Below are 26,086 nucleotides of genomic sequence, written 5' to 3'. Positions count from 1 at the left end.
AAGACCGGGCTACGCCGGCGGGTCATCGGAGGGCGTCGACGGGGGACGGCGGCCGCCGTTCATGCCGGGCCGCGCCGCGATCACCGGATGCGCGCCGGTGTACCCCTGCCGCTCCTGCGCGATGGCCAGGATGCGCTGACGCTGCGCGAACCAGCCGATCACCAGCAACGGGATGATGATGACGAGCGACGCGACCGTGTACGTTCCCGTCGGGTAGTCGAACGCCATCAGCACGACGACGGCGACCAGGAACGCCAGCGTCAGGTACGCCGTGAACGGCGCCCCGAACAGCCGGAAGGCCGGTCGCTCGAGCTTGCCCTGCAGCGCCCACCTGCGTAGCTGCATCTGGCAGATCACGATCATGCCCCAGCTGGTGATGATGCCGAGGGACGCCACGTTCACGACGATGTTGAACGCCTCCTCGGGCACGATCAGGTTGAGGAACACGCCGAGCACACCGATGCAGGCCGTGAGCAGGATGCCGCCGTACGGCACTCCCCGCTTGTTCATGCGGCCGGTGAACCTCGGCGACGCCCCCGTCTGCGCCATCGAGTGCAGGATGCGCCCCGTCGAGTACATCCCGGCGTTCAGGCTGGACAGGGCGGCGGTGAGCACGACGAAGTTCATGATCGAGCCGACGATGGCGCCCAGCTCCGGCGATCCGAGATGGCTGAAGAACGTCACGAACGGGCTCTCGTCACCGCTGTAGACGTGGGAGGGGAGCAGCAGCGCCAGCAGCAGCACCGAGCCGCAGTAGAACACCGCGATGCGCAGCACGACGCTGTTGATCGCGCGCGGCATGATCTTCTCCGGATGCTCGGTCTCGCCCGCCGCGATACCCACCAGCTCCACGCCCGCGTACGCGAACACGACGCCCTGCACGAGCACGATCGCCATGCCGATCGTCGCGATCCCGTGCGGCAGCAGCCCGCCGTTCTCCGCGAGCATCGCGATGCCGGTCGCACCCTGGTCGGTCGGCCAGCCGAAGGCGAGCACGACGATGCCGATGATGAGGAACGCCACCAGGGCCGTCACCTTGATCAGCGCGAACCAGAACTCCATCTCGCCGAACACCTTCACCGAGATGAGGTTGAGGCTCACCACCACGATCAGCGCGATGAGCGCGAGTAGCCACTGTGGCACCGAGGAGAAGGCGCTCCAGTATTTGACGTAGAGCGCGATGGCGGTGGAGTCGACGATGGCCGTCATCGCCCAGTTGAGGAAGTACATCCACCCGGCGACGTACGCCATCGTCTCGCCGTAGAACTCGCGGGCGTACGACACGAACGAGCCGGACGACGGCCGGTGCAGCACCAGCTCGCCGAGCGCACGCAAGACGAGGAACGCGAAGAACCCGCACAGCGCGTAGACGAAGACGAGGATGGGGCCGCCCTGTTCGAGCCTGCCGCCCGCCCCGAGGAAGAGGCCGGTGCCGATCGCGCCGCCGATGGCGATCATCTGCACTTGCCGCGGCTTGAGGCTCTTGTGGTAGCCCTCCTGCTCGCTCGAGAAGTCCTGAACCGCCTGGCTCATGTCGCCGATGTGTTCGCGATCGTTCTCCAGCTCGTCGGCCGGGTCGTGCTGTGTCATGTCGAGCCCCTCCGTGTTTCAGTTGTTCACACTAGTGAACGATGCGGCGTCAGGCGACAGCGAGCATCCCGGCTGCCGCGATCGCGAGCGCCAGCCCGACCCACTGGATGGGGGCGATCCGCTCCCGCAGGACCACGGCGGCGAGCACGATGGTCCCCGCCGGATACAGCGCGATCAGCACGGAGAACGCGGCAAGATCGCCGAGCCGAAGGCCGACGAGCATCACCACGTTCGCCACGGTGTCGAGCACTCCGCAGGCGAGCGCGAACGGGAGCCCGGGCAGCCAGCCGGCGGCGATGGTGGGGCGCGCGTCGGGGGCGACCGCCGCATCCGGTGCCTGGCTGGTGGCTGCGCGCGCCCGCCTGGACCTGGCCTGCAGCGCGACCAGCCCGATCACCGCCAGCATGATCGCGCCGTTCACGCCGCGGTTCAGCACGAGGGGCACAAGCCCGGACGATTGCGGAGTCTGGTCGATGATGATCAGGAACGCACCGATCATCGTCCCGGAGCCGACCGCCATCAGGATGCCACGGACGCTCGGCCGCACCGCCCCCTTCTCCGGCACGAACCCGACGAGCACCACCGCCACGAGGGCCACGCCGAGCGCCGCGTAGCCGATCGGCGCGAACTGCTCGCCGCCGAGCAGCCCCCAGGTCATCGGGACGATCGCGGACACCAGCGCGGTGAGCGGGGACAGGATGCTCATCGGCCCGATCGCGAGGCAGGCGTACAGCAGCGAGATGGCGACGGCTCCGGTCACGCCGGAGAGGGCGCCCCAGCCGATCGCGGCGGCCGACCACTCTCCACCGAAGACCGGCAGGGCGATGAGCAGCAGCACGAGCCCGGACAGCGCGCCGATCGCCGTCACCCTGAGCGCGCTGATCCGCCGGGAGGCGATCCCGCCGAGGAAGTCGGCGGACCCGTAGACGAACGCCCCGACCAGCCCGAGGACGACGGTGAGCATCAGCTCCCGGCGAGCCGGTAGACGTGCAGCACGGCACCGCTGTCGAACCGTTCGAGCTCGGCCAGCTCGAACGACCACTTCTCCCTGTCGTCGGGGAAGATGCGCAGGCCACCGCCGACCATCACCGGGTAGGTGAGCAGGCGCAGCTCGTCCACGAGGCCCCAGACCAGCAGGGAGCGCACGAGGGTCGCGCTTCCCGCCACCAGGATCGGGCCGCCGTCGCCCTCCTTCAGGTCGGCGACGGCCGTGCGCACCTCACCCTGGATGCGCGTGGCGTTCCAGCCGAGGTCGCCCGTGCCGCTCGCGGCCACCAGCTTCGGCATGGCGTTCATCTTGTCGGCGAACTCGCCGTCGCGCCCCGGCCAGGCAGCGCTGAAGCCTTCGAACGTCTTGCGTCCGAGCAGCAGGGACTCCGCCTCCATCGTCTCGCGCAGCTTGAACGCGTACAGGGCGTCCGTGCCGTACGGCATCGTCCATCCGGCGTGCGGATGCGTCGGCTCCCCTCCCGGGGCCTCGACGACCCCGTCGAGGGTCATGAACTCGGTCACGATCAATCGGCGCATGTGGCCGATGGTACCGCTGTTGCGGTCAGCGGCACTGCCCGGCGGTCGCGATCTGCTGGTCGCTCGGCCGCCCGTACGCCTGGATGCCGGAGCCGTCGTCGTCGAAGCCCATGCTGATCGCCCACGCGGTCGCCCACATCTCGTCGTCCGAATTGAACACCGGTCCGGTGAAGAGCGTGCGGCACTCCGGGCGCACCACCTGCGAGTGGCCCACCTCGTGCGTGATGAGTGCTTTCGCATCCACGTCGCCCCGCGACCAGCCGTCGACGGTGTCGAAGTTGAGGTCGATGGTCGCCCAGCCGCCGTCCCCCTCGTGATACATGGTGGTGCCCGAATACCAGCCGGTGCCGTAGCCGCCGACAACCTGGTGCCACTGGAAGTCCAGGTTGACGCCGTGCGCGATGCTCCGCGCGTACGCCTCGATCGCCGCGTGTGCGGGGTATGCCGGGTCCTGCTTCGCCGCCTGGCCCGCCGCCTCCGACGCTGCGACGGCGTCGGAGGCACTGATGATCGCGGGCAGTCCCATCCCGGAGAAGCTGACGGAACCGGATGCTCCGGCCAGCGCGTGCGTCAGGCCGATCCTGCTCTCGTACGTGGCGTCGACGGCCGCCTTCATGGTGGCTTCAGCGCGCGCCTTGACCTGGCCGTAGACGGCCGTGCCGGCGGTGCCGACCTCCTTCTGCGCGGTCTTCATCGCCGCGAGCTCCGCCGCCCGGGATTTGAGGAGAGCGACTTCGCCGTCGGTCGATGTCCGGATGAGCAGCAGTTCCCGGATGACGGTCAGTGGCCAGAGGTCGGACGGACGGGACGGCACCGGTGTGACCTCCTCCGGCGCGTAGGTGAGGTCGTTGCTCGCGGAGTGGAGGTCGTTGTCCGCCTTCTTCAGTGCATCCAGTGCCGCGGCGCTGACGTAGCCGGTGTGGGGCTGCGCGACGAAGCTGTCGACTGCGCTGGTGGTGACCTTCGCCTTGTCGATGGCGGCGCCGCGCTGGTCGGACACGTCGGTGAGCGCGTGGGCGACCTGCACGGACTGCTGGTTCGCCACCGTGAACCGGGCCTGGGCGAACACGGACCAGCCGTACGCCGCGCCGGAGACGACACCGGCTCCGAGCAGGACGGCGGCGGTGGCGACGATCCAGGGCCGGGCGCGCCGGCGTTCGCGGGGGCTGGTGGTCGGCGCGGTCGGGTGCGCGTCCGCGTGCGCGGTCGGGTGCGCGGCGTCGTCGGTCATGGTCCCCCTTGGTTTCCCCCGTGGTCGAGCTTCCACAAGCTATCAAAACCGGGGTGTTTTCCACAGATCTGCGACGGCCAGGTTTTCGTCGGTCCCGCTCGTTACGATCAGGGGATGAGTTGGAACGCGGAACACCCCTGGGAGCCGGACGAGCGCGACGCGCCACCGGAGTATCCGGAGGAGGCGTTCCCGCCTGACGACGCGTACCTCGGCGGGGCGGTGGAGTTCGGTGGCGGTGCGGCTACGTCGACGCGCGTGGCGGCTCCTCAGCGGGAGGTCCGAGCATCCACGGCCAAGTTCGCCAGCCCGGCCGAGGCGCTGCACACGGTGTTCGGCTACGACTCGTTCCGCGGGGAGCAGGCCCAGATCATCGACCAGCTCGTCGACGGCGGCGACGCCGTGGTGCTCATGCCGACGGGTGGAGGCAAGAGCCTCTGCTACCAGATCCCGTCGCTCGTGCGCGAGGGCACCGGCGTCGTCATCTCGCCGCTGATCGCACTCATGCAAGACCAGGTGGATGCGCTGACCGCCGTCGGCGTGCGCGCCGCCTTCCTCAACTCCACCCAAGACTCCGCCGAGCGGTCCAGGGTCGAGAACGCCTACCTCTCCGGCGAGCTGGATGTGCTCTACGTCGCGCCGGAGCGGCTGTCCTCCGACGCGACCAAGCGGTTCCTCTCCGGCGGCAAGATCGCACTCTTCGCCATCGACGAGGCGCACTGTGTCTCCCAGTGGGGCCACGACTTCCGTCCGGACTACCTGGCGCTGTCCGAGCTGGGGGAGCGCTGGCCGGAGGTGCCGCGCATCGCCCTCACCGCCACGGCCACGGAGGCGACGCACCGCGAGATCACCGAGCGCCTCGGCATGCAGAAGGCGGCGCAGTTCGTCGCGGACTTCGACCGTCCGAACATCCAGTACCGCATCGTTCCCAAGGTGGAGGTGCGCAAGCAGCTGCTCGACTTCATCACCACGGAGCACCCGAACGACGCCGGCATCGTCTACGGCCTGTCGCGCAACACGGTGGAGCGCACGGCCGAGTTCCTCAGCGCGCGCGGCCTGAACGCCCTCCCGTATCACGCGGGACTGGATGCGCGAGTGCGCGCCCAGACGCAGGCCAGGTTCCTCCGCGAGGAGGGCGTGATCGTGGTCGCCACCATCGCGTTCGGCATGGGCATCGACAAACCCGACGTGCGGTTCGTCGCCCACATCGACCTGCCCAAGTCGGTCGAGGGCTACTACCAGGAGACCGGCCGCGCCGGCCGCGACGGCCTGCCGTCCACCGCCTGGCTCGCCTACGGCCTGCAAGACGTGGTGCAGCAGCGCCGCATGATCGACGACTCGCCCGGCGACCTCGCCCACCGCCGCCGCATGACGCAGCACCTGGATGCGATGCTCGCCCTCTGCGAGACCGTGCAGTGCCGCCGCGTCAACCTCCTGAACTACTTCGGTCAGCGCGCGGAGCCGTGCGGCAACTGCGACACCTGCCTCACCCCGCCGGAGAGCTGGGACGGCACGGTCCCCGCCCAGAAACTGCTGTCGACCGTGGTGCGCCTGAAGCGCGAACGCAACCAGCAGTTCGGGGCAGGCCACCTCGTCGACATCCTGCGCGGCAAGCGCACCCCGCGCGTCGAGCAGCACGGCCACGACGCGCTCGCCACCTGGAGCATCGGCGCCGACCTCAGCGAGAGCCAGTGGCGCGGGGTCGTGCGGCAGCTGATCGCACAGGAACTGCTGAAGCCGGAAGGCGAATACGGCGTGCTCGCGATCACACCGCAGAGCGCCGCGGTTCTCGCCGGGGACCGCCCCGTCGTGCTGCGCCGCGAACCGGACCGCCCGGAGCGCCCGGCCCGCGCCGCCCGCTCCGCAGCGGCTGCCGCCGACCTCGAACCGGCAGACCACCCCCTGTTCGAAGCCCTCCGCGCCTGGCGGGCAGAGGCGGCCAGATCACAGGGCGTCCCCGCATACATCGTCTTCGGCGACGCCACCCTCCGCGCCGTCGCCTCCGCGAAGCCCGCCACCCTCGGCGACCTCGACGGCATCACCGGCATCGGCGCCAAGAAGCGCGAGGCCTACGGCGAGGCCCTCCTGGAAGTGGTGGCGTCGGCGTAGGCGATGCCTTCGTAAAAGCGGACGTCCCGCGCCACCTCCGCCGCGTTCTCCGTCGGAACGGAGAACGCAGCGGCGTGTCGCGGGATATGTCCGGCCGAACGCCCGATCAGCGGGCCGGGCGGCGCATCCGGAGCAGGAGCAGGACGGTTCCGAGCAGCGCGGCGGTGAGGGCCGCGAGGAGCGGGACCGTGACCGACGAACCTGTCGCGGCGAGTCCGGCCGGAGTGTTGTCGGCCGGGGAGGTGACCGCCGGGGTCGTGCCGGGCGGGGTGGTGCCCGGGTCCGTGCCTCCCGGGGCGGCGGCTGCCGTTACCGTGATGGCCATCGAGCCCGTGACGCCCGAGGTCAGGCCTGTCACCACGATCGTGTGCGCGCCCGCTGGCGTCCCGCTGGGGATGCTCACGGTCGCCGAGATCGCGCCGGTTCCCGATGCCGTGAGCGTCGCCAGCTTCACCGGCGTCGAGTGCAGCCACACCTCGACCGTCTCGCCCGCCGTGAACCCGGAGGCCGTGAGGCTCAGCGCGCCGCCGACCGCCACCGTCCCGGACGACAGCGTCACGGTCGCGGGTGTGGTGCCCGGCTCACCGGGACCGCCCGGCTCACCGGGTCCGCCCGGCTCACCGGGTCCGCCCGGCTCCGTCACCACCGTGCACGCGATGGTGCCGGCGCGCAGCGCGTGGCCGTCGTCGTTCGTGTCGTCTGACCAGATCACCGGCTTGTGGCCGTCGACGCACTCCGCCTGCGGGGCGATCGCGAAGCCCTCGTTGTTGAAGTTGGGCATCCCGGTCGGCCGGGCGTACGTGGTGTCGACCGTGAAGTGGCCCGCGTCCGCACCCGTGGATGCGATCGTCAGCGTCTCGTGCTGCCCGTCGCAGGTGTCGTCGCAGACCGCCCACAGCTTCTGCGTCTCCTGGTCGAACTGCAGTTCCATCACGCCGGGCATCCCGCTCACGATGGTCGCGACCCTGGTGAATCCTGTGCCGGACTGGTCGAGCGCGTACGCGTAGATGGAGCCGTTCGCTTCGAGGCCGGTGAAGAACAGGCCGTCGCCGTGTCCGGGGTACGACGCAGGGTCGTAAGCCGCTCCGGTGTGATGGTCGGCGAACCCGTTGGCCGTGAGGTACGCATCCGGGATCCAGGTGACCGCCTCGAGGCCCAGGTTCGGGCCGACCGCCGGAAGGTCGGCGGTGAGGTTCCAGTCGGCCGTCGCGGTGAGGCTCGTGCCGGGCTGCGCCGGGTCGAAGCGGAGGATGGCCGGGCGGCTCACGCCGTTGTTGGCGTTGTTGCGCTCGGTTGAGACGAAGATGCCCCCATCCGGACCCGTGCCGGTGATGGTGACGCCCTCCGAGTCCGGGTCGCCCGTGCCGTCGGCGTAGTGCAGCGCCTTGCCCGCTGCCCAGCCGTTGGCCGTGTCCGGTGTCCACACCGTGCCGTTCCAGAGCAGGCGGTACAGGGTGCCCGGCCCGTTCTTCACGGCCCACAGCACGCCCGGCGCGCTGGTTCCGGACGCCTGGTAGTAGAGGCCGCTCATGTTGCCGCCGAGCACGGTGGCGTCGTCGGCGGTCGCGATCGTCGATCCGCCCGGCCACGGGGTGAGCTGCACATCGCCCTCGCACGCGTTCGGCGCGTTCTTCGTGGAAGCAGCCGTCGTGGCGAACGCGCCGGTGCCGTTGGGGCAGCGCCCGTAGGTGGTGGCGGCGTGCGCCGTCCATTCGTACGAGTCGACCAGGGTCGTGCCGTCCGGTGCGAAGAGGCGCGCGGAGTCCGCCCCTCCCAGTCCGAATGCCGCATCCACGTCGGCCGTGTAGTAGCCGCCCGCCGCGACGACGGTGCCGGCGGGGATCGGGAAGGCGTCGCTGTCCTTGTTGTCGCGCAGGATGTACCCGGACAGGTCGACTGGTGCGGAGCCGTTGTTGATAAGTTCGATCCAGTCGGTGGCGTCGCCGTTCGACTCGACCTCGTTGATGGCGACGGGGACGCTGCAGTCGTTGGCGGCGGCCTTGGTCGGCGAGGTGGTGGTGGTGAACGCGCCGGAACCGTCCGGGCAACGGCCGTAGGTGGTGGTCGCGTGCGCTGTCCAGCTGTACGAGTCGACCAGTGTGTGGGATGCGTCGTACAGACGGGCGGAGTCCGCGCCGCCGAGGCCGAAGCCGAGCAGGGATTCGTCGACGCTGAGGAATCCGCCGGCGGCGATGGTCGACCCTGCCGGAAGCGGAACGGCCGTGTGGGTGTCGTCGTTGTCGAGCAGCGACCAGCCGGTGACGTCGACGGTGGTGGTGCCCGTGTTCATCAGCTCGACCCAGTCGCCCGGCGTTCCGCCGCTCGACTCGACCTCGTTGATGACCACCGGCGATGGCGCGGGGGCTGCGGATGCGGGGGCCGCGACCGCGACCAGGGGAGCTGTGGCGAACGCTGCGGCCACCAGGGCCGCCATCGTTCCTCGCCAGTGAGTGCGCAAGCGTGTTCTCCTTCTGCGACGACGGGGGAGCGCGCATCGACGGCGACCGCGAGGCGACCGCGGCTGGCGCGGCTCACCGGATGGATGCGGCGCGCCCGGGTGCAGCTCGCGCGCCGCTCCGACGTGGATGCGAACACTCGCAGCTTCGTGACGCTGCGGGAACACGGGATGAACGGCTCGCGAACGGCGGATGACGCGCATCCATCGAGTCTGAGGTTCTTCACATCCGCGGGCTCGGGTGGCGTGGATGGAGGGGAGCCCGTCCCGCCGTCAGTACAGCGTCTCGTGGCGGGCGAGCTGGTCGACGAACGTGGCGATGCGGCGGGCGCGGGTGTCTGCGCGCTTGGCCGTGGACACGCGGAAGATGATCGCGAAGCGGTTCTGGCCGCTGATGGTCTCGAAGAACGCCGCGGCCTCCGGGTTGGCGGCGAGGGCGGCGGCGAGGTCGTCGGGCACCGTCTTGTCCGACTGGCGCTGGTAGGCCGCATCCCAGCGGCCGTCGGCCTGCGCTCGCTCGATCTCGCGCATCCCGTGCTCGGTCATCTCGCCGGATTCGATGAGCGCCGCGACGAGTTCGCGGTTGCGCTGCGACCAGATGCTGCGGCGGCCGCGCGGCGTGAAGGTCTGCAGGAAGTGGGTGTCGTCGAGGCTGTTCCTGCGGCCGTCGATCCAGCCGAAGCAGAGGGCGCCGTCGACCGCCTCCGCGTAGGTGGGGCTCGTGTGGCCGGAGTTCTTCTTCGCGATGGCGAGCCGGACTCCCGCTTCCGTGTCGTGGTTCTGCTGCAGCCAGTCCCGCCAGGCTGCCGCGTCGGGGAGGTACAGGATGCTGTGTTCGGCCATACCTGAATACTGCCCGGAAAAGTACGGGGTGGCTGTAACGAAAGCGACGGTGTACTGTCCCGGTTCTGCGGGACGATCAGGGAATCTTTCCTGGCCGTCTCGTGTTATCAGAATGTGGACTGAAGCGACGATCTCGAAGGGAGACGCGATGGCACGAATGATCGAAGAGCTCGAGGATGAGACCGGCGCCGTAATCAAGTACAAGAGGCACGTCAACGGGCGTGGCCTCGTTGCGCCCACCGCGCGTGTGGCGGAGTCGGCGTTCATCGACGCGACCGCATACGTCGAGAAGGACGCCCGCGTCGGACTCGACGCATACGTCGGCGCGGGCAGCTGGATCGACACCGGTGCGACGGTCGGCGACCGCACCTTCGTGGGCGCGAACGTCCACGTTGGAGCAGGATGCGTGATCGGCAGCGGTGTGCGCATCGGCAGCAACGCCAAGTTGGGCCAGGCCGTCATGGTCGGCAACGGAGCGCGCATCGACCGCGACGCGCAGGTGGAGGCCGGCACGGTGATCGAGCTCCGCGGCTCCGCCGCAGCCCGCGCCGCCCTGTCGGCGCCCGTGCGCCCCGCCGCACAGCACGCCCGGAGGGACGCCACCCGCCGAGCGGCGTAGCGCCCCACCCCACGAGATACCAGTAACTGTCGCGCATCCCGCGCGTTTCGCGACAGCTGCTGGTATTTCGTCTGTCTGGGGGGAGTTAGTCCCGGGATGCGGGCAGGTCGCCGGGGGCGGAGACGGCTGTGGGGGTGGTGCCGTCCTCCTCGGGGGAGGTGGGGCCACCCGCTGCGGGCGCGCCGCCTGCGGCCGGCGCGCTGGCCACGCCGAGCGCGCGCGTGCGCGAACCGGCGGCGAGCACCAGCACGCCCGCGACCGTCGCGCCGACCGCGAAGGCGGTGGTCGTGCCCGCGTGGTCGACGAGCACGCCCGCCACCGCCGCCCCCACCGCGACGCCGAAGTTCACGGCGGTGTTGGTCCAGGTGGTCGCCTCGGTGCGCACGTGTTCGGCGGTGAGCGCGTCGGCGAGCAGGTACGCCGTGATGACCGTCGGAGCGAGGAACAGCCCGAGGCCGAACAGGATGACGCCGAGCGTGATCTGGTCCGGCGCGAGGGCGGCGATGGCGCTGACCGCGACGAACGCGATGCTCAGCACGGTGAGCCGGATCGCCAGCGCAGGCTTCCAGGCGCGGTGGCCGTAGACCAGCCCGCCGACCGCGCTCCCCGCCGCCAGCAGGGCGAGCAGGATGCCGGACGCCGCCGCCATCGACCGTTCGGCGGTGAACGCGGGCACAGCCGTCTCGACGGTGCCGATCACCAGGCCGACCCCTGTCAGCGCGACCAGCACCGTCGGGAAGCCGCGCTGCCGCAGCGGGCGTTCGTGCGCGTGCGCTGTCGTCGTCGCCGCGCCCTTCGCGCGCACGTGCCTGTGCAGGCAGAACAGCGCGGTCCCCACGAACGCCACACCGGCCGTCGTGAAAAGCGCCGTCACCGGCCCGGCGACGAACACGAGCAGCCCGACCAGCAGGGGGCCGGTGGTGAACAGCAGCTCCTCCGCCACCGCATCCAGGCTGTACGCGCGGGGCAGGATGCGCGCATCCGGGGCGATGGACGCCCACATCACACGCATGGTCGACCCGAGCGGCGGCGCGAACACACCGGCGACTGCCGCGAGGACGATCAGCAGCGCGGCCGGGGCGTCGGTCAGGCAGCCGAACGCGGTGGCGACGAGGGATGCGGAGAACAGCACCCCCATCACCAGCAGCGCCCTGGTGGGCCCGAACCGGTCGACGGCCCGCGCGCGGGTGGGGGAGGCGATCACGTTGGTCACGCCGAACGCGCCGGTCGCTGCTCCGGCGGCGGCGAAGGTTCCCGTCGACGCCTGCACGCTGAGCAGCAGCGACAGCGAGACGGTCGCGAACGCGAGCCGCCCGACCAGGGCGGAGCCGAACAGCGCGGCGGCGCCCGGGATGCGGAGGACGTCGGCGTATGACTCGCGGCTCACTGCGCGTCTCCCTGCGCCAGCTCGAACAGCGCCAGCGTCGCCGCCACCCGGTGGGTTCCGGCGGTGCCACTGGGCTGGGCGGCGTCGGCCAGGACGATGCCCGCCTCCCGCACCAGCGCCTCCACCTTGCGGTACGCCGCGTCGTCGATCGAGAACTCCGCGTCGGTGAAGGTGGAGCGCGTGCCCGGCGCCTGCAGCACGGCGCGGCGGGCGAGCTCTGCGCTCATGGCGAGGAACAGTTCGGGGGCTCCGGCCATCCCGAGGCGCTCGCCGCTGGTGGGATCGTGGCGGTAACGCTTGGCCTTGCCGCCGCGGATGGCGACCTCCTCCACCACGTCGACGAGCCCGGCGTCGTGCAGCCGCCGGAGGTGGTAGCTCACGTTTGCCTGGGTGTCGCCGAGCTCGCGGGCGGCCTCCGCCGCGCTGAGGGCGGCGCCGCCGAGGAGCGAGAGCAGCCGCAGCCGCAGTGGATGCGCGAGGACGCGCAGGTCGCGCAGCTCGCGCAGCTCGCGCGGCTCGCGCGGCGCAGACAAGTGCGTCTGGGTGTTCTGGTCGGTCACCCTCCCAGTCTGGCCACTCGCGCAGCAACTGTCAAACAGTTCTTTGGGAGTCGAGTCGCGCCGCTAGCCTGTCCAGGCAGTCGCTCCACCCCTCCACGTGGTCGGCTGCCGCCTCCTCCGACGCGAAGCCGTCGTGCACGACGGTGATCGTCGTGGCACCCGCCGCGCCATCCGCCGTGCCGCCGTCGACCTCCGCCAGCGCATCCTGCGCCAGCGTCACCGCCACGCGCGTCTCCTCCGCCTCCCCGTCCCAGCGCCAGCTCAGCTCCAGCCGTTCCGGCTCCACCGCCCGCACCACCGTCCCGGATGCACCCATCGCCGTCGGCGCCGACCGGATGCTCCACGCACCGCCCTCGCGCGCATCCATCGTGGCCGTCGTGGCGAAGCGCGGCGGCCAGAACCACGAGGCCAGGGCGTCCGCGGAGGTGAACGCCTCCCAGACCAGCGGCCGCTCCGCCGCGACCGCCTTCGTCACGCGCGCGCTGTGCTCGCCCGTCGCGTCGCTCTGCGCACCCGTCGCATCGCTGTGCTCGCCCATCGCATCCCGTCGCTTTCCATGCATTGTTGTGGACAGAGGCACAATCGGCACCCCCGCGATTGGAGCATTCCGCAAACCAGTCGCGGCGCATCCGGCTGCGGTTTGTAGGCCGCGCACCGACGACTTCGCGAACGGGGATGCTCGTCGTAGCGTGACGATATCCCGCACGAGAGCGAAGAGGAACCCTGATGGTCGATACCGCCGAGCGCACGACTCCGTCCGCGAAGAAGCCGACCGCCCCGGTGGCGGACCCCCGATCGGCGACCACTCCGCCCGGCGATCCGTCCGCGCGTGTCGACGTCGCGGCGCTCGGGCGTCAGCTGCTCGGTGACTGGGCCGAGATCCGGCTGGCGTCCCGCGAGCTGTCCGGCCGTCCGGAGATGCAGAAGGTCGAGGGGCTCAGCCTCGACGACCAGCGCGCCCGCACCTTCGAGCAGCTGAAACTGCTTGTCGAGAACGGCCAGGTGCACCGCGCGTTCCCGAAGAGCGTCGGGGGCGGGGACGACAATGGCGGCAACATCGCCGGCTTCGAAGAGCTGGTGGTGGCCGACCCGTCCTTGCAGATCAAGTCCGGCGTGCAGTGGGGGCTGTTCGGCGCCGCCGTGCTGCAGCTCGGCACCGCCCAGCACCACGAGAAGTACCTGCCGGGGATCATGTCGCTGGATGTGCCTGGCGCGTTCGCGATGACGGAGACCGGGCACGGCTCCGACGTCGCCAGCGTCGCGACCACGGCCACCTACGACGAGGAGACCCAGGAGTTCGTCATCGACACCCCGTTCCGCGGGGCGTGGAAGGACTACCTGGGCAACGCGGCGAAGGACGGCATCGCGGCCGTCGTGTTCGCGCAGCTCATCACCAAGGGCGTCAACCACGGCGTCCACGCCTTCTACGTGCCGATCCGGGATGCGGACGGCGCCTTCCTGCCCGGTGTCGGCGGAGAGGACGACGGCCTCAAGGGCGGTCTGAATGGCATCGACAACGGCCGCCTGCACTTCACCGGTGTCCGCGTCCCGCGCACCGACCTGCTCAACAAGTACGGCGACGTGGCGGAGGACGGCACGTACTCGTCGCCGATCAGCAGCCCGGGCCGCCGCTTCTTCACCATGCTCGGGACGCTCGTGCAGGGTCGGGTCTCGCTCGATGGCTCCGCCGTCAACGCCGCGAAGGTCGCGCTGAAGATCGCGATCACGTACGGCAACGAGCGTCGCCAGTTCACCGCGGGAAGCGAGACGGACGAAGAGGTCATCCTCGACTACCAGCGTCACCAGCGCCGCCTGCTGCCGCTGCTCGCGACCACATACGCGGCCGGGTTCGCGCACGAGGTGTTCCTGCACAAGTTCGACGACGTGTTCAGCGGGCGCGCAGACAGCGACACCGACCGCCAGGACCTCGAGACCATCGCGGCGGCCCTCAAGCCGCTGTCCACCTGGCACGCGCTCGACACGCTGCAGGAGGCGCGTGAAGCCTGCGGAGGCTCCGGCTTCCTCACCGAGAACCGGCTCACCTCCCTGCGCCAGGACCTCGACATCTACGTGACCTTCGAGGGCGACAACAACGTGCTGCTGCAGCTCGTCGCCAAGCGGCTGCTCACCGACTTCTCGCGCAAGTTCGCCAAGGCCGACACCGGGGCGCTCGCTCGCTACGTCGTCACCCAGGCGGCGGGCAAGGCCTACCACGGCTCCGGCCTGCGGTCGGTCGCGCAGACGGTCAAGGACTTCGGCTCGACCGCCCGCGCCGTCAACTGGCTGCAGGAGCCCGCCACCCAGCGCGAACTGCTCACCGACAGGGTCGCGACGATGATCGCCGACGTCGCCGGCAAGCTGCGCCCGGCATCCAAGCTGGGCAAGAAGGCGGCGGCCGACCTGTTCAACTCGCAGCAGAACGAGCTCATCGAGGCGGCCCGCGCCCACGCGGAGCTCCTGCAATGGGAGGCGTTCACCGACGCCCTCGAGCAGGCTCCGGATGCGGGGACCCGCCAGGTCCTGACCTGGCTGCGCGACCTGTTCGGCTTCGGGCTGATCGAGAAGCACCTGGCCTGGTACCTCATCCACGGTCGTCTGTCTCCGCAGCGCGCACAGGCGGTCACGGCGTACATCGACCGGCTGCTCACCCGTCTCCGCCCGCACGCCGTCGACCTGGTGGATGCGTTCGGTTACGGGCCGGAGCACATCCGCGCGAAGATCGCGACCGGCGCTGAGGCGGAGCGCCAGGCCGAGGCCCGCGCGTACTACGCGGACCAGCGCGCCTCCGGCACGGCCCCCACCCCGGAGAAGTCGCCCAAGCGCTGACGGCCGGGAGCGAGGAGCGCGGCTGCCGGACTACAGCAGCCCGAGCGTGCGGACGGCGTCGCGCTCCTCGCGGAGCTCGGCGACCGAGGCGTCGATGCGGGCGCGGGAGAACGCGTCGATGTCGAGGTCGTCGACGATGCGCCACGCGCCGCCCTCCGAGCGGACGGGGAACGACGAGATCAGGCCGGCCTCCACACCGTAGGAGCCGTCGGAGACGACGCCGGCCGACGTCCAGCGCGAGCCTGTGCCGTCCACCCAGTCGCGCACGTGGTCGATGGCGGCGCTCGCCGCGGAGGCGGCGCTCGACGATCCGCGCACCGCGATGATCTCCGCCCCGCGCTTCGCGACCCGGGGGATGAACTCGTCTGCCAGCCAGCCCTCGTCGACCAGCTCGGTCACCGGGCGGCCGTCGACGGTGGCGTGGCTGATGTCCGGGTACTGGCTGGCCGAGTGGTTGCCCCACACGATCACGCCGTCGATCGCCGACACCGGCACGCCGAGCTTCACCGCGAGCTGGGCGACCGCGCGGTTGTGGTCGAGCCTGGTCATCGCCGTGAACCGGTTCGCCGGCACATCCGGGGCGTGGGCGCCGGCGATCAGCGCGTTCGTGTTCGCCGGGTTGCCGACCACCAGCACGCGGACGTCGGATGCTGCACCCGCGTTGATCGCGGCGCCCTGCGGACCGAAGATGGCGCCGTTGGCCTCGAGCAGGTCCGCACGTTCCATGCCCGGTCCGCGCGGGCGCGCGCCGACCAGCAGCGCGATGTTGACGCCGTCGAACGCGGCGGTGGCGTCCTCTGTGACGCTGAGGTCGTGCACGAGCGGGAAGGCGCCGTCCTGCAGTTCGAGCGCCGTGCCCTCCGCGGCGGCGCGGCCCTGCGGGATCTCCAGCAGCCGCAGGCGCACGGGCACGTCCGGCCCGAGCAGCTGCCCGGACGCGATGCGGAACAGGAGGGCGTAGCCGATCTGCCCTCCCGCCCCTGTGACGGTAACGGTGACGGGGGTGCGGCCGGTGGTGGCGTCTGCGGTGTTCTCGGGGCTCGCGGTGCTCATGCCGCCAGCCTATGACGGGCCACCAACCCGTACTACCGTGGCGGGCATGACCTTCAACCCGAACGCCGACATCAGCGGTGGAAAGACCAAGCGGCGCGGGCGCACGGCCGGGATCGCGGCCGGTGGCGTCGGACTCGGCGCCATCGCCATCCTGCTGCTCTCGCAGCTTCTCGGCGTCGACCTCACCGGGTTCGTCGACGGCGGGGCGTCCCAGGGCCAGACCCAGCAGATCGGCACAGGGGAGGAGCTCACCGACTGCACGACCGGCGCGGACGCCAACGCGCGCATCGACTGCAGGATGAAAGGCGCAGCGGCATCCATCGAGGCGTTCTGGACCACTGAGATGCCGGCGCTCGGCGGCTCGTACACCTCCCCGCAGTTCGTGCTCTTCACCGGCCAGACCGGCACGGGATGCGGCGCTGCGTCGAGCGCGACCGGCCCGTTCTACTGCCCGACCGACCAGACCGTGTACGTCGACACCGCGTTCTACGACGAGCTGCGCACCCGCTTCGGGTCGAGCGGCGGCCCGCTCGCCGAGATGTACGTGGTGGCGCACGAGTGGGGTCACCACATCCAGAACATCGGCGGGATCATGGATGTGCACCCCAGCCGTTCCAGCGGCGCGGCCTCCGACAGCGTGCGGCTGGAACTGCAGGCCGACTGCTTCGCCGGAGCGTGGGTGGGCGCGGCGTCGACCACGAAGGACGAGAACGGCGTGCCCTTCCTGCAGCCGATCACCGAGGCCCAGATCCAGGATGCGCTCAGCGCGGCCTCCGCCGTCGGCGACGACCGCATCCAGCGCGCATCCACCGGCGACATCCAGCCGGACACCTGGACGCACGGATCGTCCGAGCAGCGGCAGCGCTGGTTCTCCACGGGGTTCCAGAACGGCGCGGCGTCCTGCGACACGTTCTCGGTGCGGGCGGGCTCGCTGTAGCCTCGGGCGTATGCGCACTTTCTACCCCGAAATCGAGCCATACGACTCCGGCCTGCTCGACGTGGGCGACGGCCAGCAGCTCTACTGGGAGACGAGCGGAAACCCGGACGGCAAGCCGGTGGTGTTCCTGCACGGCGGCCCGGGCGGAGGCACGAACCCGAACCAGCGGCGCGCGTTCGACCCGGAGAAGTACCGGATCGTGCTGTTCGACCAGCGGGGTTGCGGCAAGAGCCTGCCGCACGCCAGCGAGCCGGAGGCCGACCTCAGTGCGAACACCACCTGGCATCTCGTGGCCGACATCGAGAAGCTGCGCGAGCACCTCGGCGTTGAGCGGTGGATGGTGTTCGGCGGTTCGTGGGGGAGCACGCTCGCGCTCGCGTACGCCGAGACGCACACCGACCGCGTGACCGAGTTGGTGCTGCGCGGCATCTTCACGCTGCGTCCCGCGGAGCTCGACTGGTTCTACGAGGGAGGGGCGGCCGCGCTGTTCCCCGACCTGTGGGAGGGCTTCGTGGAGCCGGTGCCCGTCGCCGAGCGCGGGAGGCTCATCCGGGCGTACAGCAGGCTGCTCAACGACCCGGACCCTGCCGTGCACATCCCGGCGGGTGTCGCGTGGTCGCGGTGGGAGTCGTCGACGATCACCCTGCTTCCCCGGCCGGATGTGGTGGCGAGCTTCACCGAGCAGCAGTACGCCGTGGCGTTCGCGCGCATCGAGAACCACTACTTCATGAACGGCGGCTGGTTCGAGGAGGAGCAGCTGATCAGGAACGCCCACCTGCTCGCGGACATCCCGGCCGTGATCGTGCAGGGCCGGTACGACGTGTGCACCCCGGCGATGACGGCGTGGGATCTGCACCGTGCGTGGCCGGAGGCCGACTTCCGCATGATCCCGGATGCGGGTCACGCCTTCGACGAGCCGGGCATCCTGGATGCGCTGATCGAGGCCACCGACCGGTTCGCCGGGTGAGTGCGATGCAGACCGTTCTGCGCAATGTGCGGCCATGGGGTGGGGAGGCGTCCGACCTCCGGATCGCCGACGGCGTGATCGTCGCGGTCGAGCGGCACGACCCGACGGCGGAGGCCGTGTCCGGCGACCCGGGCACCCGGTTCATCGAGGGCGACGGGCTGCTGGCGCTGCCCGGACTGGTGAACGCGCACGCCCACCTCGACAAGAGCTGGTGGGGCAAGCCGTGGGTGTCGTACGGCGGCGAGGCCACCACGCAGGGGCGCATCGAGCACGAGCGGGCGCACAGGGGCGAGCTGGGCATCCCGAGCGGCGAGAGCACACTGGCGCTGCTGCGCGCGCTGGTGGAGCAGGGGACGACGGCGTTCCGCTCGCACGTCGACGTTGACCTCGGGGTCGGGCTGGACGGCATCCGGGTGGTGCGGGAGGCTGTCGCGGCGCTCGGCGTGCCGGTGGCGCTGGAGATCGTGGCGTTCCCGCAGGACGGCGTGCTGCGCAGGCCGGGTGTGCTCGACCTGCTCGACCGTGCCGCTGCGGAGGGCGCGGAGCACATCGGCGGCCTCGACCCGGCATCCATCGACCGCGACCCCGTCGGTCAGCTGGACGCGCTGTTCGACATCGCAGACCGGCGCGGCGTCGGCATCGACATCCACCTGCACGACGGCGGGGAGCTCGGCGCGTTCCAGTACGAGCTGATCATCGAGCGCACGCGCGCGACCGGGCTCGCCGGGCGGGTGAACGTGGCGCACGGCTTCGCCATCGGCGAGCTGCCGGAGGCGCGGCGGCGGGGGCTCATCGACGGGATGCGCGAGACCGGCGTGTCCATCACCACGGTCGCCCCGATCAACGCGCCCCGCCTGCCGCTCGCCGAGCTGCGCGCGGCCGGCGTGCCCGTCGGGCTCGGCACCGACGGCATCCGGGATCTGTGGGGACCGTACGGGGACGGCGACCTGCTGCGGCTGGCGGCCAGGCTGGCGCAGCTGTCCGGCTTCCGCCGCGACGACGACCTGGTGGATGCGGTTCGCGTCGCCACGAGCGACGCCGCGTCGTTCGTCGGCAGGGCCACCCACGACCTCACGGTCGGCTCGGTCGCCGACGTCGTGCTTCTTGACGCGCAGAACGTTCCGGAGGCGCTCGTCGCCGCGCCGCCCCGCGCGCTCGTCCTCGTCGCGGGCCAGGAGCTCCCCGCCTGACCGCCTCCTCAAGCAATCGAGCCGGGACTTGTGTACGCGACACGCCGGGCGCAGGCGTACATAAGTCCCGGCTCGATGGCTGGGGGACGTGAGGTGCGGAGGTCAGCCGGCGAGGACCGCGAGGGCTCGGCGGAGCGTGGTGGACGACGTGGTCATCGTGTACGGGAAGTAGACGACCTCGACGCCGACGGCGGCGAACTCGCGTTCGAGGCGCAGGCCCTTCTCCGTGCCGCGCCAGTCGTCGCCCTTGAAGAACACGTCGAACTGCAGTTCGCGCCAGGTGTCGAGCTTGTCCGGCACCGTCTCGGCGACCGCCTCGTCGACGAAGCCGATGTTCCGCACGATCTCGAGCCGCTCGGCGAGCGGAATGACAGGGTCGATGCCTTTGACCTGCCGCAGCATCTCGTCGGACACGACGCCGGCGATCAGGTAGTCGCACTGGCTCTTGGCGTGCTTGAGGATGTTGAGGTGTCCGATGTGGAACAGATCGAACGCCCCTGCTGCATAGCCGACGCGTCGGGTCACGGGCTTCGCCTTCCGGGTTGAGGTTTCCTCACCTATTCTGTCGAATAAGTGAGAATTTGTCACCCCTCCCGCGAAACTCGCTCCGTCGAGCTAGTGATGCGTGCTCAGCAGCACCCGTGCGATCCTCCCGGTGAGCGGTTCGATCTGTCCGAGCGATGCCACATACGCCGACCGCCCGCGCCCGTACGGGTCGAGGATGTCCCCCTCCACATACCCGCGCCTGGTCGCCGTCCCGCGGTTCGCGACGGCGGCGCTCGGCCGGTGCGACGCCGCCCACGCCGTCAGCTCCCGCGCGGTGACCGCAGCAGGCTCGGGATGCGCGTCGGCCGCATCCGTGAACTCCGTCAGCGTGAAGGCCCTCCGCACCGTGCCCGGCGCGGCGCCCACCGCCCACTCGCGGTGTTCGCGGGTGGCCGTGAGGATGAGGTCGGCGGAGGAGAGCAGCGCGCGATCCGCCTGCCGGGAGACGAACTGGTCGCTCTCGATGCCCCGCTCGGCGAGGAGTTCGTCCATCGGGGAGGAGATGCTCCATCCGGTCATCGCGTGCGTGCCGGCTGAGCTGACGTCGAAGCGCTCGTCGCCGGCGAGGGCGTGCGCGAGGAGCAGATCGGCGGCGGGGGACCGGCAGATGTTCCCCGTGCAGAGCGTCAGGATGCGGAAGGTCGGTGCTGGCACCCGACCATTCTCGCGGACCGCCGCGATGGATGCGCTTACCACGCGACGCAGGGGCCTTCAGGCTGGCAATCCCCTGAGAGCGGTGGCCCTCTAAGTGGGTCTGTGAGAGCGCTTCACCCCTGTGTTTTCCTCAAGAAAACGTTTGTTGGCCAATCTGAATGGCGCGCTATCTCGCGGATCGCGCCACCCGAATGGGGGGTCGCTGATGGTGAGGGCAATCGTGAGACACGCGGTACGCTTATTGATTTATGTTTCGCGCGGGCGTATCCCGTCTGCTAGCGTGCTCAGCAGCATTTCAGTAGTCGTTGGTCTCACCTACTGTTCCATCCCCACAACGACGAAAGTTTGGACAGACGTATTGATGATTCGTCAGCCTGCCCACCGTAATGAAACCCCCAAAAAGAACCGCAGACTCGGATACGGAATCGCCGCCGGCGCTACCGTCGTGGCTGTTGCGGCCTTCGGGCTGCCCGCGCTCGCAGCGACCGCAGCTCCACTGAGCTACCAGGTCGGTCAGCGCATCGTCGCCGACTCCCTCGACCGCACCCAGCCGAACGGCTGGGGTGCAGCCCAGGTCGGCGGCAGCTACTCGCTCAGCAGCAGCAAGTCGTTCTCCGCCGACGGGAAGACGGGCGTCATGGCGCTCCCCCGCCCGGGTTCGTCTCTCACCGCCGCGCTTCCCGCGGTCAGCGCGAACGATGTGACGGCGTCGACTACGATCGACGTGCCGCGCATCCCGACCAGTGGCAACGGCGTGTACGCCGGTCTGCAGCTGCGCCTCGCAGCAGGGTCGTACTACCAGGCGAACGTGCGCGTCGGCGCCGGAGGGAACCTCACGCTCACGATCGTGCGCGTCAACGGTTCCACCGCCAACCAGACGACGGTCGCACCCGAGGTGCGTGTCGCGACCGGCCTGAAGCCCGGCGCCAGCGTTCAGCTCGAGTTCCAGGCGACGGGCACCAACCCGGTCGCCCTCTCGGCGCGTGCCTGGCAGAACGGCGCGGCCAAGCCCAACTGGCAGGCCACCGCATCCGACAGCAGCACTCAGCGCATCCAGCGCGCGGGCAGCCTCGCAGCCTGGTCGTACCTGTCCGGTTCCACCGCCGCCCAGAACGTCGCCTTCGACAACCTGAGCGCGAGCACCCTGGTCCCCGTCACCACGACGACCCCGGCTCCCGCCCCGACGAAGCCGCCGACCACGACGCCCGCCCCGGCGCCGACCACTCCGGCCCCGGCTCCGACCACCCCGGCGAAGCCGGTTCCCCCGACGACGCCCACGCAGCCGACCCAGCCCACGCAGCCGGCGCCGTCAGCGGACCCGTCGATCGACACCACCGGGATGCGCGTCGCGGCAGGCGCAGCGGCCATCGGAAGCACGTCGTACGCCGTGCCGGCCAACGCGGTCGTCGTCTCGCCCTCCGGCTCGGACTCCGCGGCGGGCACCGTCGCTGCCCCGTTCCGCACGGTGCAGCGCGCGCTCGACGTGGCACCGTCCGGCGCGACCATCGTGCTCCGCGGCGGCACCTATCACGAGTCGGTGAACGTCCCGTCCGGCAAGGCCATCACCGTGCAGTCGTACCCGAAGGAAGCCGCCTGGTTCGATGGCAGCTCCGTGGTCGGCGGCTGGGCGAAGTCCGGGACGACCTGGGTCGCCTCCGGCTGGAACCACGTCTTCGACGCGAGCCCCACGTACGACCGCGGAGCATCCGACGGCACGGCAGCGGGCTGGCAGTGGCTGAACCCCGCATACCCGATGGCCGCGCATCCCGACCAGCTGTTCGTCGGCGGGGTCGCGCAGACGCAGGTCTCCAGCCGCGCCGCCGTCAAGCCGGGCACGTTCTTCTACGACACGGGAGCCAAGGCACTCGTGATGGGGTCCGACCCGACCGGCAAGGAGGTCCGCGCGAGCGACCTGCAGAAGGCCATCTCGGTCGGCAGCACCGGCTTTACCCTGAAGGGTGTCGGCGTGCGCCGCTACGCCCCATCCGTCCCAGACATGGGCACGGTCACCGACTACAAGGGCGGCGCGACGTTCGAGAACGTCTCGTTCCTCGACAACGCCACCACCGGTGTGTCGGTCGGCGGTTCCGGCAACACGTTCCGGCAGGTGACGGCGGCCCGCAACGGCCTGCTCGGCATCCACGCGAACAACTCGGACAACCTCAAGCTGACCGGTGTGCTCGCAGCCAACGACAACAGCGAGCACTTCAATACATCGCCCGTCAGCGGCGGCGTGAAGATCACCCGGTCACGCGGGGTCGACGTCCGGTCGAGCGCGTTCCTCAACAACGCCAGCCACGGCCTGTGGTTCGACGAGTCGGTGTACGGGATGGCCGTCGCGGGCAACGACTCGCTCAACAACGTCGGCAACGGCATCGTCATCGAGATCTCGGCCACGGCCAACCTCGTCGACAACGTGGTGTCCGGCAATCAGAAGTCCGGCATCAAGCTGAACGACGTGAGCAACGCGCAGGTCTGGAACAACACCATCTCGAACAACGTGCGCAACCTGGACATCACCCAGGACTCGCGCCGTGGGGCGAACGCGTCCGACGCCGGTCACGACCAGCGCCAGGCCTTCCCCGACCCGACGATGACCTGGATCACCGGCCCGATCTCGATCAGCAACAACGTGATCTCCGGCGGCTCGGGCAACTGCCTGCTCTGCGTCGAGGACTACTCGCACCAGTTCTCTGCGGCCCAGATGAAGATCACGGCGGACCACAACCTGTACCGCCGCCCGTCGGCCAACGCGCCGTCGTGGGCAGTGATCTGGTCCCGTGGGGCCGGTGACCCGGCGATCTACCCGACCTTCTCCGCCTTCACCGCGGCGACCGGTCAGGATGCGCACAGTGTGCTCCAGGAGGGTGCGGCGTCCGCGGCACCCACCCAGCTCACCGGCATCGCCGCGGCGCTCAGCAGCGTGCCGACCGGTATCCCGGCCGCGCTCGCCTCCCTGGCGGGCAAGCCTGCAGGAAGCGTCCACCTCGGGGCCTGGTAGCCCGGAGCTCCACCCCGCAGCACTCGAGCCCAGGATTCTTCGCCTCACGACACCGTCGTCAGGTGGGAACCCTGGGCTCGCTGTCGTCGGGGGCGGCTCAGACCGGGGCGGGCACGTCGGCCAGCTCTGCGCGACGGCGGCGCAGATCGCGGGACACGAACCAGAGGTTCGGGATCACCTGGCACAGCAGCACGCTGACCGCGGAGCCGACGATCGGCCCTCCGGCGCCGATCACGCCGATCAGCCACCAGGAGAGGCCGAGGTTAAGCGGGATGCTCGCGAGGATCGGCCAGACCTGGAAGGTGAGGCCGCGCTGGTCGGTCATGTACATCCCGACCGGGTACTTGGCTGCCTGCAGCGCGACGAACACGACGAAGCCGCCGATCAGCCACGGGTCGAGCGTGAGCGCGTCGCCCGCGATGAACTTCGTCAGCCAGGGCGCGAGCACGGCGAGGGCCAGCCCGATGGCGAGGCCGCCCGCGAGGAACCAGATCGTCGGCTTGAGCGGGGACTCGACCCTGCGCTCCGAGCGGGCGCGCGCGTAGATCGGCCAGAGCGCGACGCCGGCCGCGGCGATCGTCTGCACGGCGAGGCCGAACAGCTGGGAGGCGAGGTTGTACTGCGCGAGTTCTGTCCCGGTGGTCAGGTGGCTGAGCAGCAGCCGGTCCGTCTGCATCGCGATCGGCAGCGCCACCATCTGCACGAGCATCGGCCAGGCGACGCCGATGGCGGGAACGCCGGGGTAGCGGCGGGGGAACGGCACCTCGCGCAGCGCGGCTCCGACCTGCGGTTTGATCATCCTGGCCGCCACCAGCAGGCAGATCAGCGACGCCAGCCCGTTGGCGATGTAGGAGAGGATCGCGATGAAGCTCCCCGCGGGCGCCGACAGCGCCACCAGCGTCGCGATGCCGAGGAACATCGCGGGCGCGACCACGGCCTGACTCGCCACCTGGGTGCTCGTCTTGCCCAGCCCGACCAGGATGCGCGAACCGACGCTCAGCGGAAGCACCAGCCCGAACGTGCCGAGGCAGAGCATCGCCGCAAGACTGCCGCCGTCCGGGAGTAGTCCCTGGCCGAGCAGCAGCGGCCACCAGCCGAGCAGCGAGATGACGATGCCGATCCCGATGATCGTGGCGCCGGACAGCAACAGGATGCGGAACGCCGTCGTCAGCGTGCGCCGCACCACGGGGTCGCTGCGCGGGTCGGAGGAGCCGGCGACCGCGTTGATCGCGACGGCGGCGATACCGAGGTCCGCGAACGGCAGCAGGGCGGGGAGCGCGGCGAGCAGCCCGTACTGGGCGTACGCGTCGGTGCCGAAGTTCTGGATGATGAGGCGGCTGTTGACGATGCCGATGATGCCGGAGACGCCCATCACGAGCACCTTCATGACGGCCGTCGATCCGACCGACTTGAGCATCCCTGTGCCTGCGGCCCTCGCGTGGCTCATCGGGCCACCGGATGCGCAGGGTCGTCGAACAGCAGGCGTCCCGCCGCGATCCGCCCGTCGACGGCGGGCAGCGTGGCGAGGATGTCGGCCTTGGCACGATCGGCGTCGACGGCGGCGGCGATCGCCCCGGCGATGCGCGCGGCGCTCGCGTCGGACGGGAGCACCCTGTGCCGCTTCTCACGCAGCCAGTCCGCGATGCCGGTCTCGTCGGTCGTCACGATCTCGCAGCCGTGCGCGAGCGCTTCGACGATGGGCAGGCCGACCTGTTCGCGCCAGCCGGGCATCCTGCGCGACGGGAGCACCAGGGCGTGCGCGGTGCGGAGGTGCGCGTGGATCTCGGAGCGGGGAGGGTCGACGTGGAGGGTGATCGTCGGGTCCGCGGCCGCTGCGGCGCGGGCGTCGTCGAGCTGGCTGCCGGTGCCGAGGAGGGTGAGTCGCGCATCCGGCCTGCTCTCCCGGACGAGCGGCCAGGCGGCGAGCACGTCGCTGAAGCCTTTGCGCGCTCCGAAGTTGCCGAGGAAGACGACGCTGTTCCTGTCGCCGTTCGCGGTGTCCGCGTCGTCGACGCAGGGGCACGGGCTCGGCAGCGCCTCGACGGTGGAGTGGCGCCGCGGCTGGGTGCGGAACGACTGCGCGTACAGCCCGTGCGCCCCTGCCGTTCCGAACACCGCGTTGTCGACCCTGCGCCAGACGTACTCGGCCAGGAGGCGTTCGATGCCGCGGCGCACGCGGGTCTTGAAGCGCGGAGGGGTGGTCGCGAACGGGTCGAGGTTCTCGATGGCGTACGTGGCGACGGTCACGCGGCGGCCGCCGACGATGCGGCGGAGGCCGATGGCGAAGAGGGTGACGGCGGTGCGGGGCAGCGCATCCAGGTAGAGCGGCTCGTTGATCTCGAGGTGGGTGATCCTGCTGGTGAGAGCGAGGCGCGCTGCGGCGATGGTGCCGGCCTGGGCGAGCTCGAGGCCGTCCGTGAGGTCTTCGTCGAAGTCGTAGCGTTTGCTGCGGAAGACGATCGCCGCAGGCTCCAGCTCGCGCGCCCGCTCCAGGTGCACGCTGCGCACTTGGTCGTAGAGCCGCACACGGGGGTGCTGCAGGCTGGTTGCGGTGGCCATCTCGTCGAACGTCCTTCGGCCGGCGAGGGTCGGTT

At 70.5% G+C, this 26,086-nt stretch carries 21 protein-coding genes; 7 read left to right on the top strand and 14 right to left on the bottom strand.

Annotated elements, in window-relative coordinates:
• Positions 1 to 9 precede the first annotated feature (9 nt).
• From HF024_RS16660 to HF024_RS16645, 4 genes are all read right to left on the bottom strand, one after another.
• Complete coding sequence (locus HF024_RS16660) at positions 10 to 1,533, bottom strand: amino acid permease (RefSeq protein ID WP_168690954.1); 1,524 nt, start codon at positions 1,531 to 1,533, stop codon at positions 10 to 12.
• A 106-nt stretch (positions 1,534 to 1,639) separates the two neighbouring features.
• Positions 1,640 to 2,554: an EamA family transporter gene (locus HF024_RS16655; protein WP_168690328.1), complete on the bottom strand. Its 915-nt coding sequence runs from the start codon at positions 2,552 to 2,554 to the stop codon at positions 1,640 to 1,642.
• Positions 2,554 to 3,117 carry a dihydrofolate reductase family protein gene (locus HF024_RS16650; RefSeq protein WP_168690327.1) on the bottom strand — a complete coding sequence of 188 codons (564 nt, stop codon included), beginning with the start codon at positions 3,115 to 3,117 and terminating at the stop codon, positions 2,554 to 2,556. The genes HF024_RS16655 and HF024_RS16650 overlap by 1 nt, the downstream gene beginning before the upstream one ends.
• Before the next feature lie 25 nt (positions 3,118 to 3,142).
• Complete coding sequence (locus HF024_RS16645) at positions 3,143 to 4,348, bottom strand: hypothetical protein (RefSeq protein WP_168690326.1); 1,206 nt, start codon at positions 4,346 to 4,348, stop codon at positions 3,143 to 3,145.
• A gap of 114 nt (positions 4,349 to 4,462) precedes the next feature.
• Here HF024_RS16645 and recQ point away from each other — a divergent pair, with 114 nt between their 5' ends.
• Entirely contained in the window at positions 4,463 to 6,454 is a 1,992-nt protein-coding gene (gene recQ, locus HF024_RS16640; protein ID WP_168690325.1) for a DNA helicase RecQ, read from the top strand.
• A 106-nt stretch (positions 6,455 to 6,560) separates the two neighbouring features.
• Here recQ and HF024_RS19895 read toward each other — a convergent pair whose 3' ends face one another.
• Positions 6,561 to 8,912 (bottom strand): lamin tail domain-containing protein, encoded by a 2,352-nt coding sequence (locus tag HF024_RS19895; protein ID WP_247597164.1) that lies wholly within the window; start codon positions 8,910 to 8,912, stop codon positions 6,561 to 6,563.
• A 270-nt stretch (positions 8,913 to 9,182) separates the two neighbouring features.
• Positions 9,183 to 9,752, bottom strand: coding sequence for a YdeI/OmpD-associated family protein (locus HF024_RS16630; RefSeq protein WP_085370495.1), 570 nt, complete (start codon positions 9,750 to 9,752; stop codon positions 9,183 to 9,185).
• A 148-nt stretch (positions 9,753 to 9,900) separates the two neighbouring features.
• On the opposite strand from HF024_RS16630, the gene HF024_RS16625 reads away from it, so the two are divergent.
• Complete coding sequence (locus HF024_RS16625) at positions 9,901 to 10,371, top strand: DapH/DapD/GlmU-related protein (RefSeq protein ID WP_247597163.1); 471 nt, start codon at positions 9,901 to 9,903, stop codon at positions 10,369 to 10,371.
• Positions 10,372 to 10,456: 85 nt separating this feature from the next.
• Here HF024_RS16625 and HF024_RS16620 read toward each other — a convergent pair whose 3' ends face one another.
• From HF024_RS16620 to HF024_RS16610, 3 genes are read right to left on the bottom strand one after another with little or no spacing between them, the layout of a single operon-like run.
• A complete protein-coding gene (locus tag HF024_RS16620; RefSeq protein ID WP_168690324.1) occupies positions 10,457 to 11,758 on the bottom strand; it encodes an MFS transporter in 1,302 nt (433 codons plus the stop codon).
• Positions 11,755 to 12,318 (bottom strand): helix-turn-helix domain-containing protein, encoded by a 564-nt coding sequence (locus HF024_RS16615; RefSeq protein ID WP_247597162.1) that lies wholly within the window; start codon positions 12,316 to 12,318, stop codon positions 11,755 to 11,757. Before HF024_RS16615 ends, HF024_RS16620 begins: the two co-directional genes overlap by 4 nt.
• A 31-nt stretch (positions 12,319 to 12,349) precedes the next feature.
• A complete protein-coding gene (locus HF024_RS16610; RefSeq protein WP_168690323.1) occupies positions 12,350 to 12,856 on the bottom strand; it encodes an SRPBCC family protein in 507 nt (168 codons plus the stop codon).
• Positions 12,857 to 13,044: 188 nt separating this feature from the next.
• Between HF024_RS16610 and HF024_RS16605 the strand changes: the two genes are divergently transcribed.
• Complete coding sequence (locus tag HF024_RS16605; protein ID WP_168690322.1) at positions 13,045 to 15,144, top strand: acyl-CoA dehydrogenase; 2,100 nt, start codon at positions 13,045 to 13,047, stop codon at positions 15,142 to 15,144.
• A gap of 30 nt (positions 15,145 to 15,174) precedes the next feature.
• Here HF024_RS16605 and HF024_RS16600 read toward each other — a convergent pair whose 3' ends face one another.
• Entirely contained in the window at positions 15,175 to 16,197 is a 1,023-nt protein-coding gene (locus tag HF024_RS16600) for a malate dehydrogenase (RefSeq protein WP_168690321.1), read from the bottom strand.
• Positions 16,198 to 16,243: 46 nt separating this feature from the next.
• Here HF024_RS16600 and HF024_RS16595 point away from each other — a divergent pair, with 46 nt between their 5' ends.
• From HF024_RS16595 to HF024_RS16585, 3 genes are read left to right on the top strand one after another with little or no spacing between them, the layout of a single operon-like run.
• Positions 16,244 to 17,134 carry a neutral zinc metallopeptidase gene (locus tag HF024_RS16595; protein WP_168690320.1) on the top strand — a complete coding sequence of 297 codons (891 nt, stop codon included), beginning with the start codon at positions 16,244 to 16,246 and terminating at the stop codon, positions 17,132 to 17,134.
• Between the two features lie 10 nt (positions 17,135 to 17,144).
• On the top strand, positions 17,145 to 18,101 hold the full coding sequence (gene pip / locus HF024_RS16590; protein WP_168690319.1) for a prolyl aminopeptidase: 957 nt from the start codon (positions 17,145 to 17,147) through the stop codon (positions 18,099 to 18,101).
• Between the two features lie 5 nt (positions 18,102 to 18,106).
• Positions 18,107 to 19,291 (top strand): amidohydrolase, encoded by a 1,185-nt coding sequence (locus tag HF024_RS16585; RefSeq protein WP_168690318.1) that lies wholly within the window; start codon positions 18,107 to 18,109, stop codon positions 19,289 to 19,291.
• Between the two features lie 102 nt (positions 19,292 to 19,393).
• Here HF024_RS16585 and HF024_RS16580 read toward each other — a convergent pair whose 3' ends face one another.
• Positions 19,394 to 19,816: an adenylyltransferase/cytidyltransferase family protein gene (locus HF024_RS16580; protein ID WP_085369092.1), complete on the bottom strand. Its 423-nt coding sequence runs from the start codon at positions 19,814 to 19,816 to the stop codon at positions 19,394 to 19,396.
• A 90-nt stretch (positions 19,817 to 19,906) separates the two neighbouring features.
• Entirely contained in the window at positions 19,907 to 20,491 is a 585-nt protein-coding gene (locus tag HF024_RS16575) for a hypothetical protein (RefSeq protein ID WP_168690317.1), read from the bottom strand.
• A 445-nt stretch (positions 20,492 to 20,936) separates the two neighbouring features.
• On the opposite strand from HF024_RS16575, the gene HF024_RS16570 reads away from it, so the two are divergent.
• Complete coding sequence (locus HF024_RS16570) at positions 20,937 to 23,492, top strand: right-handed parallel beta-helix repeat-containing protein (protein WP_247597161.1); 2,556 nt, start codon at positions 20,937 to 20,939, stop codon at positions 23,490 to 23,492.
• A gap of 97 nt (positions 23,493 to 23,589) precedes the next feature.
• Here the strand turns inward: HF024_RS16570 and HF024_RS16565 are convergent, their stop codons facing one another.
• Entirely contained in the window at positions 23,590 to 24,939 is a 1,350-nt protein-coding gene (locus HF024_RS16565) for an oligosaccharide flippase family protein (protein ID WP_085369089.1), read from the bottom strand.
• Entirely contained in the window at positions 24,936 to 26,051 is a 1,116-nt protein-coding gene (locus HF024_RS16560; RefSeq protein ID WP_247597160.1) for a glycosyltransferase, read from the bottom strand. The genes HF024_RS16565 and HF024_RS16560 overlap by 4 nt, the downstream gene beginning before the upstream one ends.
• Positions 26,052 to 26,086: the final 35 nt, after the last annotated feature.

Origin of the sequence: Leifsonia sp. PS1209 (assembly GCF_012317045.1) — a bacterium.
In the GTDB taxonomy this organism is placed as follows: Bacteria; Actinomycetota; Actinomycetes; order Actinomycetales; family Microbacteriaceae; genus Leifsonia.
This window is presented reverse-complemented; position numbering and strand designations above follow the sequence as displayed.